Source organism: Actinoplanes sp. NPDC023936 (assembly GCF_040639325.1).
GTDB lineage: Bacteria > Actinomycetota > Actinomycetes > Mycobacteriales > Micromonosporaceae > Actinoplanes.
In genome coordinates, this window is record NZ_JBEZZR010000055.1 from 1 (window position 1) to 16,158 (window position 16,158).

At 71.9% G+C, this 16,158-nt stretch carries 15 protein-coding genes; 10 read left to right on the top strand and 5 right to left on the bottom strand.

The window, feature by feature from the left end:
• Positions 1-302: 302 nt before the first annotated feature.
• Positions 303-1,169 carry a LysR family transcriptional regulator gene (locus AB0F72_RS39035; protein WP_360443177.1) on the bottom strand — a complete coding sequence of 289 codons (867 nt, stop codon included), beginning with the start codon at positions 1,167-1,169 and terminating at the stop codon, positions 303-305.
• Positions 1,170-1,314: 145 nt separating this feature from the next.
• On the opposite strand from AB0F72_RS39035, the gene AB0F72_RS39040 reads away from it, so the two are divergent.
• Positions 1,315-2,280, top strand: a complete 966-nt coding sequence (locus AB0F72_RS39040; RefSeq protein ID WP_360443180.1) for an EamA family transporter — start codon at positions 1,315-1,317, stop codon at positions 2,278-2,280.
• Here AB0F72_RS39040 and AB0F72_RS39045 read toward each other — a convergent pair.
• Positions 2,201-2,938 (bottom strand): class I SAM-dependent methyltransferase, encoded by a 738-nt coding sequence (locus AB0F72_RS39045; protein ID WP_360443183.1) that lies wholly within the window; start codon positions 2,936-2,938, stop codon positions 2,201-2,203. The two genes, AB0F72_RS39040 and AB0F72_RS39045, sit on opposite strands and share 80 nt — an antisense overlap.
• A gap of 117 nt (positions 2,939-3,055) precedes the next feature.
• On the opposite strand from AB0F72_RS39045, the gene AB0F72_RS39050 reads away from it, so the two are divergent.
• Positions 3,056-3,247 carry a CsbD family protein gene (locus tag AB0F72_RS39050; protein ID WP_360443186.1) on the top strand — a complete coding sequence of 64 codons (192 nt, stop codon included), beginning with the start codon at positions 3,056-3,058 and terminating at the stop codon, positions 3,245-3,247.
• Positions 3,248-3,332: 85 nt separating this feature from the next.
• Here the strand turns inward: AB0F72_RS39050 and AB0F72_RS39055 are convergent, their stop codons facing one another.
• Positions 3,333-4,685, bottom strand: coding sequence for a lysine 2,3-aminomutase (locus tag AB0F72_RS39055; RefSeq protein WP_360443189.1), 1,353 nt, complete (start codon positions 4,683-4,685; stop codon positions 3,333-3,335).
• A 142-nt stretch (positions 4,686-4,827) separates the two neighbouring features.
• On the opposite strand from AB0F72_RS39055, the gene AB0F72_RS39060 reads away from it, so the two are divergent.
• From AB0F72_RS39060 to AB0F72_RS39090, 7 genes are all read left to right on the top strand, one after another.
• The gene (locus AB0F72_RS39060) at positions 4,828-5,850 is read left to right on the top strand and encodes an L-erythro-3,5-diaminohexanoate dehydrogenase (protein WP_360443192.1); all 1,023 of its coding nucleotides are present in this window, start codon (positions 4,828-4,830) and stop codon (positions 5,848-5,850) included.
• Between the two features lie 35 nt (positions 5,851-5,885).
• On the top strand, positions 5,886-7,436 hold the full coding sequence (locus AB0F72_RS39065) for an amidohydrolase family protein (protein ID WP_360443195.1): 1,551 nt from the start codon (positions 5,886-5,888) through the stop codon (positions 7,434-7,436).
• A gap of 3 nt (positions 7,437-7,439) precedes the next feature.
• Positions 7,440-8,996 carry a lysine 5,6-aminomutase subunit alpha gene (locus tag AB0F72_RS39070; RefSeq protein ID WP_360443198.1) on the top strand — a complete coding sequence of 519 codons (1,557 nt, stop codon included), beginning with the start codon at positions 7,440-7,442 and terminating at the stop codon, positions 8,994-8,996.
• Between the two features lie 69 nt (positions 8,997-9,065).
• Complete coding sequence (locus AB0F72_RS39075; RefSeq protein ID WP_360443201.1) at positions 9,066-10,313, top strand: ATP-binding protein; 1,248 nt, start codon at positions 9,066-9,068, stop codon at positions 10,311-10,313.
• 173 nt (positions 10,314-10,486) lie between these two features.
• Entirely contained in the window at positions 10,487-11,218 is a 732-nt protein-coding gene (locus tag AB0F72_RS39080; RefSeq protein WP_360443204.1) for an OAM dimerization domain-containing protein, read from the top strand.
• Positions 11,215-11,580, top strand: coding sequence for a hotdog domain-containing protein (locus AB0F72_RS39085; RefSeq protein WP_360443207.1), 366 nt, complete (start codon positions 11,215-11,217; stop codon positions 11,578-11,580). The genes AB0F72_RS39080 and AB0F72_RS39085 overlap by 4 nt, the downstream gene beginning before the upstream one ends.
• Before the next feature lie 40 nt (positions 11,581-11,620).
• On the top strand, positions 11,621-12,865 hold the full coding sequence (locus tag AB0F72_RS39090; RefSeq protein WP_360443209.1) for a glutamate mutase L: 1,245 nt from the start codon (positions 11,621-11,623) through the stop codon (positions 12,863-12,865).
• Positions 12,866-12,867: 2 nt separating this feature from the next.
• On the opposite strand, the gene AB0F72_RS39095 is transcribed toward AB0F72_RS39090, so the two are convergent.
• Together AB0F72_RS39095 and AB0F72_RS39100 are read right to left on the bottom strand one after the other, a co-directional pair.
• Complete coding sequence (locus AB0F72_RS39095) at positions 12,868-13,269, bottom strand: hypothetical protein (protein ID WP_360443212.1); 402 nt, start codon at positions 13,267-13,269, stop codon at positions 12,868-12,870.
• 17 nt (positions 13,270-13,286) lie between these two features.
• Positions 13,287-13,469, bottom strand: a complete 183-nt coding sequence (locus AB0F72_RS39100; RefSeq protein ID WP_360443215.1) for a hypothetical protein — start codon at positions 13,467-13,469, stop codon at positions 13,287-13,289.
• Positions 13,470-13,649: 180 nt separating this feature from the next.
• Here AB0F72_RS39100 and helR point away from each other — a divergent pair, with 180 nt between their 5' ends.
• On the top strand, positions 13,650-15,752 hold the full coding sequence (gene helR, locus AB0F72_RS39105; protein ID WP_360443218.1) for an RNA polymerase recycling motor ATPase HelR: 2,103 nt from the start codon (positions 13,650-13,652) through the stop codon (positions 15,750-15,752).
• The last annotated feature ends 406 nt before the right edge of the window (positions 15,753-16,158 follow it).

Here is a 16,158-nt window from a genome sequence, read left to right on the forward strand (position 1 = left end):
TCAAGCTGGGGTAGCCGTGCTCGGCTACGGCTGGGGAGGTCGAGCCGTAGCGCAGGCATGTGATCAAGCTGGGGTAGCCGTGCTCGGCTACGGCTCGGCCGGGGCGGGCCACGTCCAGGGCGGCCATGTCCAGAGCGGCCACGTCCGGGGCGGACGACGGGCGGGCCGGACGACGGGCGGGCCGGACGACGGGCGAGCGGGGTGCCGGGCCGGGATTGCCCGCCGGCGCCGGTTTCACGTGATTCCAGGGACTCCGGCCGCGCGTTACCAGGATCGCGCGATGGGTGAGACGGCGGTGGCGGTCACCTGGTGGAGGGGGCGGCGGTGATCTCGCGGGCCAGGGTGACCAACTCGGGCACCGCCGGGTGGCGCGGCGGGTCCGGCCACGCGAGGCTCACCGGGACCGGCGGGGCGTCCGGCACCGGGATGTAGACCACCGCCGGATGGGTGTACATCACCGGAGTCGCCGTGCTGGTCAGCCCGACCGCGCGGCCGGCGATGATGGTGGCCAGCCAGTCGTCGGTGTTGGTGACCTCCACGCTGCCGGCCGGGGCGCTGCCGCTGGGCCACAGGTCGAGCCCGGTGATGCCGGCGACCGTGTTCACCGCGATCGGCTCGGCGGCCAGTTCGGCGAGTGTGAGGTACGGCCGGCCGGCTAGCGGGCTGTCCGACGGCACCGCGGCCAGCCGGCTCTCGGTGAGCAGTGGCAGCACCCGGAAGCCGGGCAGTTCGGCGGGCCCGCGGACGATCGCGGCGTCGACGACGCCCCGGCTCAGGCCGGCGTCGCGTTCGTCGACTCGGAGCAGTTCGAGCGGGGTCCGCGGGTGCTCCTGCTTCCAGCGGCGCAGCAGCGTGGTGGTGTGTACGCCGAGCGCCGACCAGGCGTGCCCGAGTCGCAGCGGCCAGGTGCCGGCGTGGGCCGGGTCGAGCACGTCGTCAACGGCGGCGACAGCGGCTGCCGCGCGGACGCGGAACGCGTGGCCGGCTTCGGTCAGGCGCAGATGGTGGGTGGAGCGGTCGACGAGGCGTACCCGGAGATGGTCTTCCAATTGGCGCAGCGTGCGGGAGAGGGCCGGCTGGGTGACGTGCAGCTCGGCCGCCGCCCGGGTGATGCCTCCGGTCGCGGCGATCGCGAGGAAGGCCCGGAGATGCCGGAGGTCCGCGGTCATCGGGGGCCGGCCTTGCCACGCCGGAGGCCTGCGGTCATCGAGGGCCGGCCGTGCCGTGTCGGCGGAGAACGGTCATAACCTGAGAGCATAACCGCCGGAGAACCGGCATTTCACAATCCGTGCACGTGCTGGAAACGTCACGGTCGTGCGAACGAGAAGCGGTCCCCTCCTGGTGCTGGCCAGCGTGCTGTCGCTGCAGATCGGCGGTGCGGTCGCGGCACGGCTCTTCCCCGCGGCCGGGGTGCACGGCGTGGTGGCGCTGCGCCTGACGATCGCCGCGCTGATCCTGCTGGCGGTGTGCCGGCCACGGGTGCGCGGGTACGGCGTGCGGGACTGGCTGTCGATCGGCGCGTTCGGGGTGGCCCTCGCCGGGCTCAACACGCTCTTCTACCACGCGATCGACCGGATCCCGATGGGTACGGCGGTCACCCTCGAGGTGCTCGGCCCGCTCACCCTCTCGGTGATCACCGCCCGGAATCGGCGGAGCTGGATCTGGGCCGGTCTGGCGCTGGCCGGCGTCGCGCTGCTGGGCCGTTCCGGTTTCGGTCGACTCGACCCGGCCGGGGTCGCTTTCGCGCTCGGCGCGGCGGTCATGTGGGCCGCCTACATCGTGCTCAGCGCTCGCGTCGGCCACCGTTTCCGCAGGGCCGACGGCCTGGCCCTGGCGGTCACCGCCTCCGCCGTGATCATGCTGCCGTCCGGGATCGCCGGGGCCGGGACCACGCTGCTCGACCCGCGCGTCGTGGCGCTCGGCGCGGTGGTGGCGGTGCTCGCGTCGGTGCTGCCCTACACGGGTGAGATGCTGGCGCTGCGCCGGATGCCGACGACCACGTTCGCCGTGCTGATGAGCCTCGGTCCGGCGGCCGCCGCGCTCGCCGGGTTCCTGCTGCTCGGCCAGGACCTCGCCGTGCTCGAATGCCTGGCGATCGCCCTGGTCGTCGCGGCCGGGATGGGCGCGGTCAGAGGAGCGTCGCCCGCGGCCGGGACGGGCACGGTCAGAGGAGCGTCGCGCGGGGCCGGGACGGGAGCGGTCAGAGGAGCGTCGCCCGCGCGCACTCGGTCACGTACGGCAGCTCGTAGGAAGCCCGTCCCAGCAGCTCAGGATGCGTAGCGGTCAGCTGCCGCACCTGCGCCAGCACGGCCGCCCGCTCGTCGGCCGGCAGCAGGATGATCCGGCTGCGGGACGCCACCATGTCCAGCAGCGCGTCGGCGGCGATCGTGTGCGCCCACGCGAACTCGGTCGTCTCCACCGGCCCGAACGGCGGACCCATCCGCGGCTCCCGGCCCTCCTCGGCGCTTCCGATGATCGTCCCCAGGCGGCGCACCCAGTCGGACCGCTCGTCGCGCACGTTCCAGATCAGCCCGAGCCGGCCGCCGGGCGTCAGCACCCGGGCGATCTCCGGCAGCGCCCGCGCCGGATCCACCCAGTGCCAGGCCTGCGCCACCAGCACGACGTCGACCGAGTCGTCCGGCAGCGGGATGCTCTCGGCGCTGCCCAGCAGGGCCGGAACGCCGGGCAGGACACGGCGCAGCTCGGCCAGCATGCCCTCGGACGGATCGACCGCCGTGACGTCGAGGCCACGCCGGCGGATCTGCCGGCTGAGCTTGCCGGTGCCGGCTCCGAGATCCAGGACCCTGTACCCGCCGTCGGAGGAAAGACGTTCGCCGCCGGGCAGGAGCCAATCCAGCGCCTTTTCCGGGTACGGGGGACGACCGCGCTCATAAGCGTCAGCGGCTGTCCCGAACGACCCGGCCCGAGGATCCATCATGTTGATGATCTTATCTGGATCGAGGTGCTGTCCCGGCGTACCCGATGTGCGATCTGGTTTGAAAGCGCCACAAGCCGGGCACGAATCCTCGTGAAGGCACGACCGAGGAGGGTTCCGATGAGCTTCACCGACAAGGTCAAGAACAAGGCCGAAGAGCTGACCGGCAAGGCGAAGCAGGGCGTCGGCGAGGCGACCGACAACGAGCGCCTCTTCGCCGAGGGCCAGGCCCAGGAGTCGGCCGCCCACGCCAAGCAGGCCGGCGAGCACGTCAAGGACGCGGGCCGCGACGTCCGCGACGCCTTCAGCTGACCGTTACACGCTGACTGTTACCCGCTGACTTGTTGCACGCTGACCGTTTCATCGGCGAAGGGCCCGGCGACCGCCGGGCCCTTCGTCATGCCGCCTGCTGCTGCTTGCGCCACCAGTCCTGGCCCGAGCGCGGGAGCGTGTCGATCGGGTCGTAGTAGGCGTACTGCTTCGAGAGGGCCTCGCTGTCCTCGGCCTCGATCGAGGTGCGGTAGTTCTTCGTCCAGTAGGAGATGCCGTGCTCGCGGTCGTAGTCGGCGACCATGTGCACCCAGCGCTTGCCGACGAACGGGACGTCGCAGACGATCCGCGGGGTGGCGTACCCGGGCAGGTAACCCATCAGGTCGTGCTGGAGCTGCTGGGCGTGCCAGACCGGGACCCGCCAGTGCTCCGCGTTGGGGATCATGTCGCACATGTAGAAGTAGTACGGCAGGATCCCGGCCTCGCCCTGCAACCCGAAGCAGAGATCGAGCAGGTCCGGCGCGGTGGCGTTGACGCCGCGCATCAGCACGCCCTGGTTGCGCACGTCGCGCACCCCCACTTCGAGCAGGGTCCGGGTGGCCTTGGCGACCAGCGGGGTCAGCGAGTTCACGTGGTTGACGTGGGTGTGCACGGCCAGGTTGACGCCGCGGCGCTCGGCGGTCACGGCGACCCGGTGCATGCCCTCCACCACGTCGTCCTGCAGCCAGTGCTGGGGCAGGCCCATCAGCGCCTTGGTGGCGAGCCGGATGTCGCGGACCGTCGGCACCGAGAGCAGACCCATCAGGTACGCCTCGAGCTGCTTCCACGGCACGTTGGCGACGTCGCCGCCGGAGACGACCACGTCCCGTACGCCCGGGTGGTTCTTCAGGTAGTCCAGGTGGGCCGCGTAGCGATCGACCGGTTTCTCCAGCAGCCGCAGCTTGCTGACCGTCGGGGTGCTGTTGCCGACCAGGTCCATCCGGGTGCAGTGCCCGCAGTACTGCGGGCAGGTGCTGAGCAGCTCGGCGAGGACCTTCGTCGGGTACCGGTGAGTGAGGCCCTCGGCGACCCACATGTCGTGCTCGTGCAGGGAGTCACGGGTGGCGTGCGGGTGTGACGGCCAGTCGAGCTGGCGGTCGGTGGCGACCGGGAGCATGTAACGGCGCACCGGATCGGCGTAGAACGTGGCGGTGTCCGGCGCCCGGTCCGGGACCATGGTGTTGAGCATCTGCGGCGGCAGCAGCATCGACATGGTGGCGAGGCGCTGCTGGTCGGTCTCCAGGTCGGTGTAGAACGTCTCGTCGAGCAGGCCGCCCATGACGGCGCGCAGCTGCTTCGCGTTCTTCACGCAGTTGACCCGCTGCCACTGGGCGGACGCCCACTGGGCCGGCGTGACGTCGCGCCATCCGGGGAACCGCGTCCAATCCGGCTCGACGAGCTCGCGTCGGCGGTACTCGTAGGGCTGTCCCACTTCCAGCACGGGTCCTCCCAGGCGTCGTCGGCTGGCCCATCACGCTAACGGATAATCTCCGGTGTAGTAACCATGTTGACGGAGGATTTACGGTCAGGCAGGGTTTCGAGACAATTGTTTCATGCGAGGAGGGTGGCGGGCGGTGCGATCCATGGGACCGGGATCTGTCGGACTGGACCGGGTGCTGGAACCGGCCGGCGTGCTGCCCCAGGCGGCCTGGCGGCTGGACGCGTCGCCCGAGATCGGGCCGGACGAGACGCGGATCCGGGTGCGGCGGCTCAACCTCGACGCCGCGAGCTACCGGCAGCTGGCCGAGAAGCACGCCGGTGACGGCGCCGCGATCCGCGCCGAGGTGTGCGAGATCGTCGCGACGCGGGGCAAGATGCACAACCCGGTCACCGGCTCCGGCGGGATGCTGATCGGGGTCGTCGACGAGGTCGGGCCCGCGTCGCCGCTGCCGGTCAAGCCCGGCGACCTGGTCGCCACGCTCGTCTCGCTGACGCTCACCCCGCTGCGGATCACCGACGGGCTGGCCGGCTGGGACGGGCTCAGCGAGCAGGTGCCGGCCGAGGGGACCGCGATCCTGTTCGGCCGCTCGATCGTCGGGGTGCTTCCCGACGACCTGCCGCCGGAGCTGGCGCTCGCCGTCTACGACGTCTGCGGGGCGCCGGCGCTGACCGACCGGGTGATCCGGGGCTATCACCGGCCGGTCCGGGTGGCGGTTCTCGGCGGAGCGGGCAAGAGCGGGTCGCTCACTCTCGCGGCGGCGCGGGCGGCCGGTGCCCGTACCCAGGCAATCGTGGTCTCCGCGCGGGAGCGCGACGCGCTGCGGGCAGCCGGACTCGCCGACGAGGTCGCGATCGCCGACGCGCGGGACCCGGTCGCCGTCGCGGCGGCGGTCGGCGAGCCCGCCGACATCACCGTGGTCTGCGTGGACGTGCCCGGCTGCGAGCACGGCGCGATCCTGTCCACCGCGCCCGGCGGGACCGTGATCTTCTTCTCGATGGCGACCAGCTTCCCGGCGGCCGCGCTCGGCGCCGAAGGGCTCGCCGCGGACGTGACGATGCTGGTCGGGAACGGGTACGTGCCCGGGCACGCGGAGTTCGCGGTCGGATTGCTGCGGCGTGTGCCGGAGGTGCGCGCGCTGTTCGAGGCCCGGATCACGGGAGACTGACCCCCATGACTGAGCTACCCCGCGGCGGAAAACCGATGCCAAACCACGTCAGGACCCCTTCTGTCCGCTACACCAACGGCCGCATCTACTCCGCCGCCGACCCGCGCGCCACCGCGATGCTGGTCCGCGGATCGTCGATCGCGTGGCTCGGCGACACCGCCGACGCGCCCGCCGCCGACCGCACCGTCGACCTGGACGGAGCGCTGATCACCCCGGCGTTCGTGGACGCGCACCTGCACGCCACCGACACCGGCCTGGCGTTCGACGGTCTCGACCTGTCCGGGGTGCGCTCGGCGGGCGAGCTGCTCGACGCGGTGGCGGCGTTCGCGGCGACCCGATCGGCCGACGCGGTGGTGCACGGGCACGGCTGGGACGAGTCGACCTGGGCCGAGCAGACCCCGCCGACCGCCGCCGAGCTGGACCGGGCCGCCGGTGGCCGGCGGGTCTACCTGTCGCAGGCGTCGGTGCACTCGGCGCTGACCTCGTCGTCGCTGCTGCCGGCCGCGGCCGGCGTCGACGGGTACGACGAGTCCGGCTGGGTGCGGGAGCAGGCACACCACGCGGTACGGGCGATCGCGCTCGGCTCGCTCACCGCCGCTCAGCGGACCGCGGCGCAGGCGACCGCCCTGTCCCGGGCAGCCGAGATGGGCATCGCGGCAGTGCACGAGTGCGCCGGGCCCGGCACGTCGAGCGAGGACGACTTCGCCTCGGTGCTCGCGCTCTCCGGGCGGGGACTGCCGAAGGTGTACGGCTACTGGGGTGAGCTGGGCGGCGCGGAGAAGGCCCGCGAGCTGGGAGCGCACGGCGCGGCCGGCGACCTGTACGCGGACGGCGCGTTCGGGTCCCGGACGGCCTCGGTGCGGCACGCCTACCACGACGGCGACCACGGTTGCGGCGAGGCGTTCCTCACCGCCGAGCAGGTTGCCGAGCACCTGCTCGACTGCGTGCGGGTCGGCTTCCAGGGCGGATTCCACGCGATCGGCGACGCGGCGATCGAGACCGTCCTGGACGGGTTCGCGCTCGCCGCCAAGCGGGTCGGCGTCGACCGGCTGCGGGAGGGCCACCACCGCATCGAGCACGTCGAGCTGATCGACAAGGCGATGATCGCCCGGATGGTCGAGTTCGGCGTGATCGCCTCGGTGCAGCCGGTCTTCGACGCGCTGTGGGGCGGGCCGGACCGGATGTACGCCCAGCGCCTCGGCGTCGAGCGAGCCATGGCCACCAACCCGATCGGCGCCATGCACGCGACCGGCGTGACCCTGGCGTTCGGCTCGGACTCGCCGGTCACCGCCCTCGACCCGTGGGCGACGGTGGCCGCCGCGGCCGCCCCGCGCAACCCGGTCTACCGGATGAGCGTGCGGTCCGCGTTCGCGGCCAGCACCCGCGGCGGCTGGCGGGCGGCCGGCATCACCGACCGGGTCGGGGTGCTCGCGCCCGGGCACTCGGCGACGTTCGCGGTCTGGGCGACGCCGGGCGGCGTGCGGGACGGGCTTCCGGCGCTGCTGCCGGACGCCGACGGTGTGGCGCCGCAGCGGCCGGTGTGCCGGCGCACGGTGCTGCACGGCGAGACGATCTTCGAGGAGTGATGAGTGGCCGGGAAACTGGATCTTGACCCGCGCATCGTGGCGCGGGCACGGGCCCTGGCGGCGCGGGCCGGGCAGCCCGTCGTCGACCTGGCGCGATCGCACACCACCGTGTCGGTGGAACGGGCGGTGCTGCGCCTGGCCGGGGTGACCGGCGCCGATCCGGACGGCATCCCCTGGGTGAACCGCCTGGTGGACGCGGTCCGCGCGGACGTCGGCCTGGGTCACGGTGTGGCGGTTCCGGTTTTCCATGCTCTGGCCTCCGCGGGGGCCGGCGATCTCATGACGCTGGCGCAGAAGGCCGCGGCGGGCTCGGTCCGGTTCACCCTCCCGGACCGCAAGGTGGAGCTCACCGCGGCGCGGCGTGCCGCGGCCCGCGCGGCGTGCGCCGGACTCACGATCGTGGACCGGCAGCGGGCCGCCCGGGACCGGATGATCGCCCGGCACGGTGACCCGGCGCGACGGCCCTGGATCTATCTGATCGTCGCCACCGGGGACATCTACGAGGACATCCCGCAGGCGCAGGCGGCGGCGCGCGCGGGCGCCGACGTGATCGCGGTGATCCGCTCGACCGGGCAGTCGCTGCTCGACTACGTGCCGGAGGGCGCCACCCGGGAGGGGTTCGCCGGCACCTACGCCACCCAGGAGAACTTCCGGCTGATGCGGGCGGCGCTGGACGAGACCTCCCGCGAGCTGGGCCGGTACATCCGGCTGACCAACTACGCGTCCGGGCTGTGCATGCCGGAGATGGCCGTGCTCGCCGGCATGGAACGCCTCGACATGATGCTCAACGACTCGATGTACGGGATCCTGTTCCGCGACATCAACCCGATCCGGACCTTCGTCGACCAGCGGTTCTCCCGGCAGGTGCACGCCCGCGCCGGGATCATCATCAACACCGGTGAGGACAACTACCTGACGACGGCGGACGCGGTGGAGGCCGCGCACACCGTCACGGTGTCGCAGCTGCTCAACGAGTTCTTCGCGCACGAGGCAGGGTTGCGGGACTGGCAGCTCGGGCTGGGGCACGCCTTCGAGATAAATCCCGATTTGCCGGACTCGTTCCGGCTGGAGCTGGCGCACGCGCTGCTCGCCCGGGAGCTGTTCCCGGACGCGCCCCTGAAATGGATGCCGCCGACCAAGCACATGACCGGCGACGTCTTCCGCGGCAACCTCCTGGACGGCTTCTTCAACCTGGCCGGCGCGCTCACCGGCCAGGGCATCCTGCTCGTCGGCATGATGACCGAGGCCGTGGTGACGCCCTGGCTCTCCGACCGGGACATCGCGCTGCAGAACGTGCGGTACGTGCTCAACGGGGCCGGCAACCTGCACGAGGACTTCACCCCCGGCGCGTTCATCCGGGGCCGCGCCAACCAGGTCCTGACCGAGGCCATCGAGCTGCTCGAACGCATCGTCGACGACACGCTGCTCGACGCCATCGCGGACGGCACGTTCGGCATCATGAAACGCCCGGCCGACCGCGGCAAGGGCCTCGACGGGGTCGCCCGGCAGGAGGACGGCTACTACAACCCGGTGGCCGAGCTGTTGGAGACCAGGTTTTGAGGTCAGACGGAGGCCATTTTTTGCGATTTACTTGCGAGATGGCCCTCGAAACTTGTCACGGAGGCACCGATGCTCCGTAGCTTCCGTGCCGGCAACCATAAGTCGCTGCGGGACGAGCAGGAGCTCCTGCTTATGCCCAGCTATCAGAAGGACCAGAGCGCCCTGCCGGTCACGGCCGTCTTCGGCGCCAACGCGTCCGGCAAGTCCAACGTCCTGGACGCCCTGGCGTGGATGTGCGGAGCGGTTCGCGAATCCTTCCAGTCCTGGGAGCCCGGCGTACGGGTGCCGCGCGAGCCCTACCGGTTCGATGAGGAGGCGATCGCCGCACCCTCGATCTTCGTAGTCGAGGTTCTGGTCGGCACCGTGCGCTACGTCTATGGCTTCACCGTGTCCGACGACAGGGTGCTCGACGAATGGCTTTTCACCTACCCCAAGGGTCGCAAGAGAGTCATCTTCGAGCGCGAAGGTGAGTCATGGACCTTCGGATCCACCGTGCCGAGAGCTCGATTCGAGGCGGCGCGCGACCTCACCCGGGGCAACGCGTTGTTTCTCAGCGTCGCGGCGCGCTCGGACCTGACCGAGGTTCTGCCGGTCTACCACTGGTTCGCTGACTCGGTGCGATTCGAGAGTCCCCAGGCGCGGCTGCAACCCGACGTTCGGATGGTGGTCAGCCACTTGCGGCGATCGTCGGAGAGCCGCCGGGGGTTCCTGGACCTGGTAAGGCTGGCGGACCTGGGTATCAGGGACATCGAGGTGCACGAGGGACGTCGAGTCGTGCCGAACGCGACCTCCTATGGTTCTGGTTCGGGAACGTTGGTCCTCCCCGACTACGAACTGTTCTTCCGGCAGGGGGCCGGGACGCCGCTGTTGCTGGCGGACCAGTCCCACGGAACGGTGGCATGGCTACGGATTCTCAGTGCGGCGTTGGACAGCCTGGAGACCGGTCGGCTGCTGTGCATCGATGAACTGGATTCCAGCTTGCATCCACGGCTGACGGCTCGGTTGATCGAGCTGTTCCGGCACCCGGAGACGAATCCCCGCGGCGCTCAGCTGGTCTTCACCACCCACGACGCCACTCTGCTCGGCACCAGTTTCGGTGATGACGTCCTGAACCGGGACGAGATCTGGTTCACGGAAAAGGATTCGAGTGGCGCCACCACGTTGTTTCCGCTGACTGACTTCCATCCGCGTAAGGGTGGAAATCTCGAACGTCAATACCTGGGCGGCAGCTACGGCGCGGTTCCCGCGGTCTTCTCCGACACTCTCGTGGATGCGCTGCTGACCAGCGGTGGCGAGGGCAGTGATGAGCCGTCGTGAGAATGCGAGCCGGCGGGGCCGGCCCCGGCGGCCTACCAGGCCCCGGCTTCTGGTGGTCTGCGGTGCGGCCCGCACCGAGGAGCAAGGCCGGCACAGGACGATGCGAGGCGGCACGATGTGCTGCTCGAGATCTCGAACCCGTGTTCCGAGCGAATCATGAAGGAGGCTGCGCCGTGATCGTCCGGCCGTACGGGGACACCACCGGGGACGGGATGGTGCAGCTGTCGTTCACGCTGCCGATCCCGCACGACAAGCGGGCCGAGGGGGCCGCCCTGCAACTCGCCGCCAAGATGGGGATGGACCCGGCCATGCTGGTGCACGCCAAGCCGATGGGGGACGGGTACACGTTCTTCGTCGTCTACGGCAAGGTGAGCCACCTCGTCGACACGGACGCCGTGCAGGTGGTGGAGCGGGACTTCCCGCTGCTCAGCCCGAAGGAAGTGAACGCGGCCATCAAGCGGGGGCTGCGGCGGCCGCTGAACGTGGTGGGCGCGTGCATCGGGACCGACGCGCACACGGTGGGCATCGATGCGATCCTCAACCTGAAGGGGATCGCGGGGGAGAAGGGCCTGGAGTACTACTCCGAGCTCTCCGTGACGAACATGGGCGCGCAGGTCTCCGTACCCGATCTGGTGGAGACCGCCCGGGAGCGCAAGGCGGACGCGGTGCTGGTGTCGCAGGTCGTGACGCAGCGGGATGCGCATCTGCAGAACACCCGGACCATGTCCGCCGCGTTCCGGGAGGCGATGCCGGCCGGCAAGCGGCCGCTGCTGATCGTCGGCGGGCCGCGGTTCGACGAGCTGATGACCGCCGAGCTCGGCGTCGACCGGATCTTCGGCCGGGGCACCACGCCGCGGGAGGTCGCGTCCTATCTGGTCCACGCCGTTCTGGGGAGCCGGAATTGATCACTGTCACGCATCGGCGGTACGTGCCCTACGCGCACGCCCACTACGCCGGGAACCTCGTCGACGGGGCGTACTCGCTCGGCCTGTTCGGCGACGTCGCCACCGAGGTGTGCATCCGCCTCGACGGTGACGAGGGGCTGTTCGCGTCCTACTCCGACGTGCAGTTCAGGGCGCCGGTGCAGGCCGGCGACGTCCTCGAGGTGACCGCGACGGTGGTGCACATGGGCACCCGGTCGCGGCGCGTCGAGTTCACCTCCACTGTCGTCTGCCGGGGGACCGGCGGCTCGTCGGCGCAGGTGCTGGCGGAGCCGATCGTCGCCGTCACCGCGGTGGGGACGGTCGTCGTGCCGGCCAAGCCGTGAGACGTCGGGGCCACGAGGGCCGGGCCCTGAGGGCCGGGCCGTGACGGCCGTCGTCTGCGTGGACGTCGGGTCCACGTACACGAAAGCCGCCTTGATCGACCTCGGCGAAGGGCGGCTGATCCGCCGGGCCGAGGTGCCGACCACCGCGCGATCCGACGTCCTGGAGGGGCTCGATGCCGCCGTCGCCGCCGTGGGCGGCGGCGACGAGCTCCTGGTGTGCTCTTCCGCGGGTGGGGGGCTGAGGCTTGCGGTGATCGGGTACGAGTCACTGGTCACCGCCGAGGCCGGGCACCGCGTGGGACTGTCGGCCGGGGCGCAGGTGGTGCACGTCGCCGCCGGGCCGCTGACCGGGGCGGGCGTGTCAGCGGTGCGCGCGGCCCGCCCGGACGTGGTGCTGCTGGTCGGCGGCACCGACGGCGGTGACGCCGCGACGCTGCTGCACAACGCGCGGCGGCTGGCGAATGCCCGGTTCCGGATTCCGGTCGTGGTGGCCGGCAACGTGGAGGCCCGGCCGGAGGCCGTCGCGCTGCTGGCGGCGCGCGGGGTGCCGGTCACCGGGACCGGCAACGTGCTGCCGAGGATCGGGGTGCTCGACCCGCTGCCGGCCCGGTCGGCGATCCGTGAGGTGTTCCTGCGGCACGTGATCGGCGGGAAACGGCTGTCGAAGGGGCGGCGGTTCGGCTCGCTGGTGCGCTGCGCGACGCCGGACGCGGTGCTGGCCGGGGTGGAGTCGCTCGCCGACCTGACGGGTTACGGGGTTCTGGTCGTCGACGTGGGCGGCGCGACCACTGACGTGTACTCGGCGCTGGTGCCGGACGCGGAGAGCGAGTCCGGGCCGCGCCGGGACGTGGCGGGCACGCTGTGGCGGTCCCGGACCGTCGAGGGCGACCTGGGCGTGGCCGCCGGCGCGGACGGCACCCGGTCGGCGGCCGGCACCGAGAAGCTGGCTCCGCCCGCGGACGACCGTGAGCTGGCGGCCGCGGCGGCGGTGATCGCGTTGCGGCGGCACGCGCGCGGGCACGCGGCGGGCCCGGGGCAGCCGCGTACCGGCGGGCGTGACCTGCGCGACGTGCGCCTGGTCGTGGGTTCCGGGGGAGTGCTGCGCCATGGCGGCGGGGAGCGGGTGCTGGCCGCGGTCCTCGGCGATCTGGCCGGCGGGTGGGCGATGCCGGAACGGGCCCGCACGGTCGTCGACGGGCAATACGTCCTGGCTGCGGCCGGTCTGCTGGCCGCGGACCACCCGACGGCGGCGGCGCGGTTGCTCAGGACGCTGACCGAGCCCTGATCTCAGTCGTCGAACTCCAGCGTGGCCTTGCCGCCGGCGACCGCCGCGTACCAGCTCGGATCGCGGGTCAGCACGTCGACCTCCGCGTCGAGAGCGAGCATCGCCGCGGACGCCCGGTCAGCCGTGCCCACAAGGCCGCGCAGCGCGGCCAGGGCCTGCCAGTCGGCAGGGTCGTCGGAGAGCAGGAAGACGGCACGGTGGGCGACCAGCACGTCGAGGCGGGGCAGCTCCAGCAGGCCGGTGAGATGTGCGGCCTCGATGAGACAGGGCAGGGGAAGGATCACCGCGCCGTTCTCGTCGTCGATCTCGGCGATCAGCTCACCGACGGCGAGGGAACCGCGCGTCCAGGCCAGCGCCGCTGAGGTGTCCAGGACCAGGCGGATGGTGCGGGGCTCGCCTGTCACGCGGCTGTGGGGATCTGTCACGCCGCTGTGGGACGGGACCGGATCCGTGCCAGGAAGGCGGCTCGCTCGGCGTGGTCACGGCGGGCGTCTGCTTCCTGCAGGCGGGCGCGGGCGCGGGCCTTGCCCTCATCGGTGATCGTGATGCCGAGGTCGGCGAGGACCTCGGTCATGCTGCGCTGCTGGCTGGTCTCCTGCTCCATGCCTAGAGGGTAGCCGCAGGCTTTCCCGATGGGGCACCCTCGCACTCGAACGGGTGTGCCAGATGGGCGGAGAGGTAGTGGGCACTCCCGGCCACTTCTAACGTATAGCAGGCACCGGGGCTTGCCGCAAGACCCGGTACGAGGCGCAAAATCGCTGCTCAGAACGTGTGGGTGGCGACGATGGGGAGTCTCGAGAGCGTGCGTACGACGATGTTCGACCTGCCGCGCAAGCTGGCGGCGAAAGCCGACCCGAACCTGATCGCCGAGGACGAGAAGCACTTCGCGGCCATCGCGGAGAGCCTGGAGCGCTCGATCCGCGAGCTCGACGCGCGGCTGGAGGCGGCACGCAGGGCGCCCGCCGGCAAGGGGCGGCAGGCGGTGGACCGGGACGAGGAGGTGCGCCGGCTGACGTCGCGGCTGCGGCTGCTGCGCCGGTACGGCGTGGACCTCTGCCTGGGACGGATGGTCGGTGACGACGGCTCGGAGCCGGTGTACATCGGCCGGCGCGGGCTCACCGACGACAACGGCAACCGGCTGTTGCTCGACTGGCGGTCGCCGGCCGCCGAGCCGTTCTTCGGCGCGACCCACGCCAACCCGATGGGCCTGGTGTTCCGGCGGCGGTACCGCTGGTCGGACGGGCTGATCACCGACTACTGGGACGAGGTGTTCGACGCGGAGGGCTTCGCCGGGCACGCGGCGGCGCTCGACGACCAGTCGGCGTTCCTGGCCAGCCTCGGCGGCGTCCGGACCGCCCGGATGCGCGACGTGCTCGGCACCATCCAGGCCGACCAGGACGCGATCATCCGGGCCACCTCGCGCGGCGCGCTGGTCGTGGACGGCGGGCCGGGTACCGGCAAGACCGTCGTGGCCCTGCACCGCACCGCGTACCTTCTCTACTCCGACCCGCGGCTGGGCAACCGGCGCGGCGGTGTCCTCTTCGTCGGGCCGCACGAGCCGTACCTGGCCTACGTGTCGGACGTGCTGCCCAGCCTCGGTGAGGACGACGTGCAGACGTGCATCCTGCGGGACCTGGTGCCGGAGGGCGCGGCGGCCCGGCCGGAGACCGGCCCGGCGGCGGAGCTCAAGGCGTCGGCGCGGATGGTGCAGGCGGTCGAGGCGGCGGTGCGCTTCTACGAGGAGCCGCCGGCCACCGCGACGATCGACGACGTCCCGGTGACCACCGCGGACTGGGCGGCCGCGTTCGAGTCGATCGAACCGGGCACCCCGCACAACGAGGCCCGCGAGCAGATCTGGGCGGAGCTCGTCGCGATCCTGGCCGACCGGCACGACCTGAGCGCGACGGACCTGCGCCGCAGCCGGGACCTGCGGGCCGCGCTGAACCGGGCGTGGCCGCTGCTGGAGGCGCCCGACCTGATCGCGGACCTCTGGTCGGTCCCCGCCTACCTGCGCCGCTGCGCCCCCTGGCTCGGCGCCGCGGAGATCCGCGCGTTGCGGCGGGAGGACCGGGCGGCGTGGACGGTCGCCGACCTGCCGCTGCTGGACGCCGCCCGGCGACACCTCGGCGACGCCGGGTTCTCCGCGCGGCAGCGCCGGCAGGAGGCCGACGCGGCGGCCGGGCGGCAGCAGATGGACCGGGTGGTCGACGACCTGATCGCCTCGGCCGTGCACGACGACGGCGAGGGCCTGATGACGATGCTGGTCCAGCAGGATCTGCGGGACAACCTGGCGGGCGGCCTGGCCGCGCCGCCGGCGGACGGGCCGGAGCGCCTCGCCGGGCCGTACGCGCACGTCGTGGTCGACGAGGCGCAGGAGCTCACCGACGCGGAGTGGCAGATGCTGCTGCAGCGCTGCCCGTCGCGCAGCTTCACGATCGTGGGGGACCGGGCGCAGGCCCGGCGCCGGTTCACCGAGTCCTGGGAGGACCGGCTGTCCCGCGTCGGTTTCGACCGGGTCACCAGGTCCGCGCTGACCGTCAACTACCGGACGCCGGAGGAGGTGATGGCCGAGGCCGCGCCGGTGATCCGGGCCGTGCTGCCGGACGCCAACGTGCCGGTCTCGATCCGGCGGGGCGGGGTTCCGGTCGTACACGGGAAGGTAGTTGATCTTGAAAGGATTCTGCGGGAGCATCGGGACGGTGTCGCGTGCGTCATCGGCGATCCGGGATTCGCCGAGCGGGACCGGGTGCTGTCGCTCAGCCCGGAGCTCGCCAAGGGCCTGGAGTTCGATCTCGTCGTGCTGATCGACCCCCAGCGATTCGATCCGGTGGACCGCTATGTCGCGATGACCCGGGCGACACAGCGGCTGGTGGTTCTGACCAGCTGATTCGAGCAGCTCCAGGCGAACGGCGGATGACACGCCGACGAATGCGACACGCCGGGAGTCGGGCGACGTGGTTGACAGGCCACCGGTGTCCGGACGTACCGTCTTCAGGTCTTTGTTCACGGCGAGCGGTCATGATCCGTTTCGTTCCTCCGCCCACTGGCCGCAGTCCTCGCTGGGGTCGCGCGTTCAGCCAGGTCCAGGGGGTGGAGGTGCGCGGGGCGGGGCGGGCCCGTCCGCGCTCAGGTGGCTCCTCCGGGGGTTGGGCGATGGCCAGTAGACAACGGCACGACGCGGGCAGCCGGCTCGCGGCGGGCCGGTCCGAAGGTCATCGCACGCTCACCGGACCCACCGGCCGGGGACAGTGACACCAGATGTACTACAGGGGGCGCAGCCAGAGCCGGGCTGC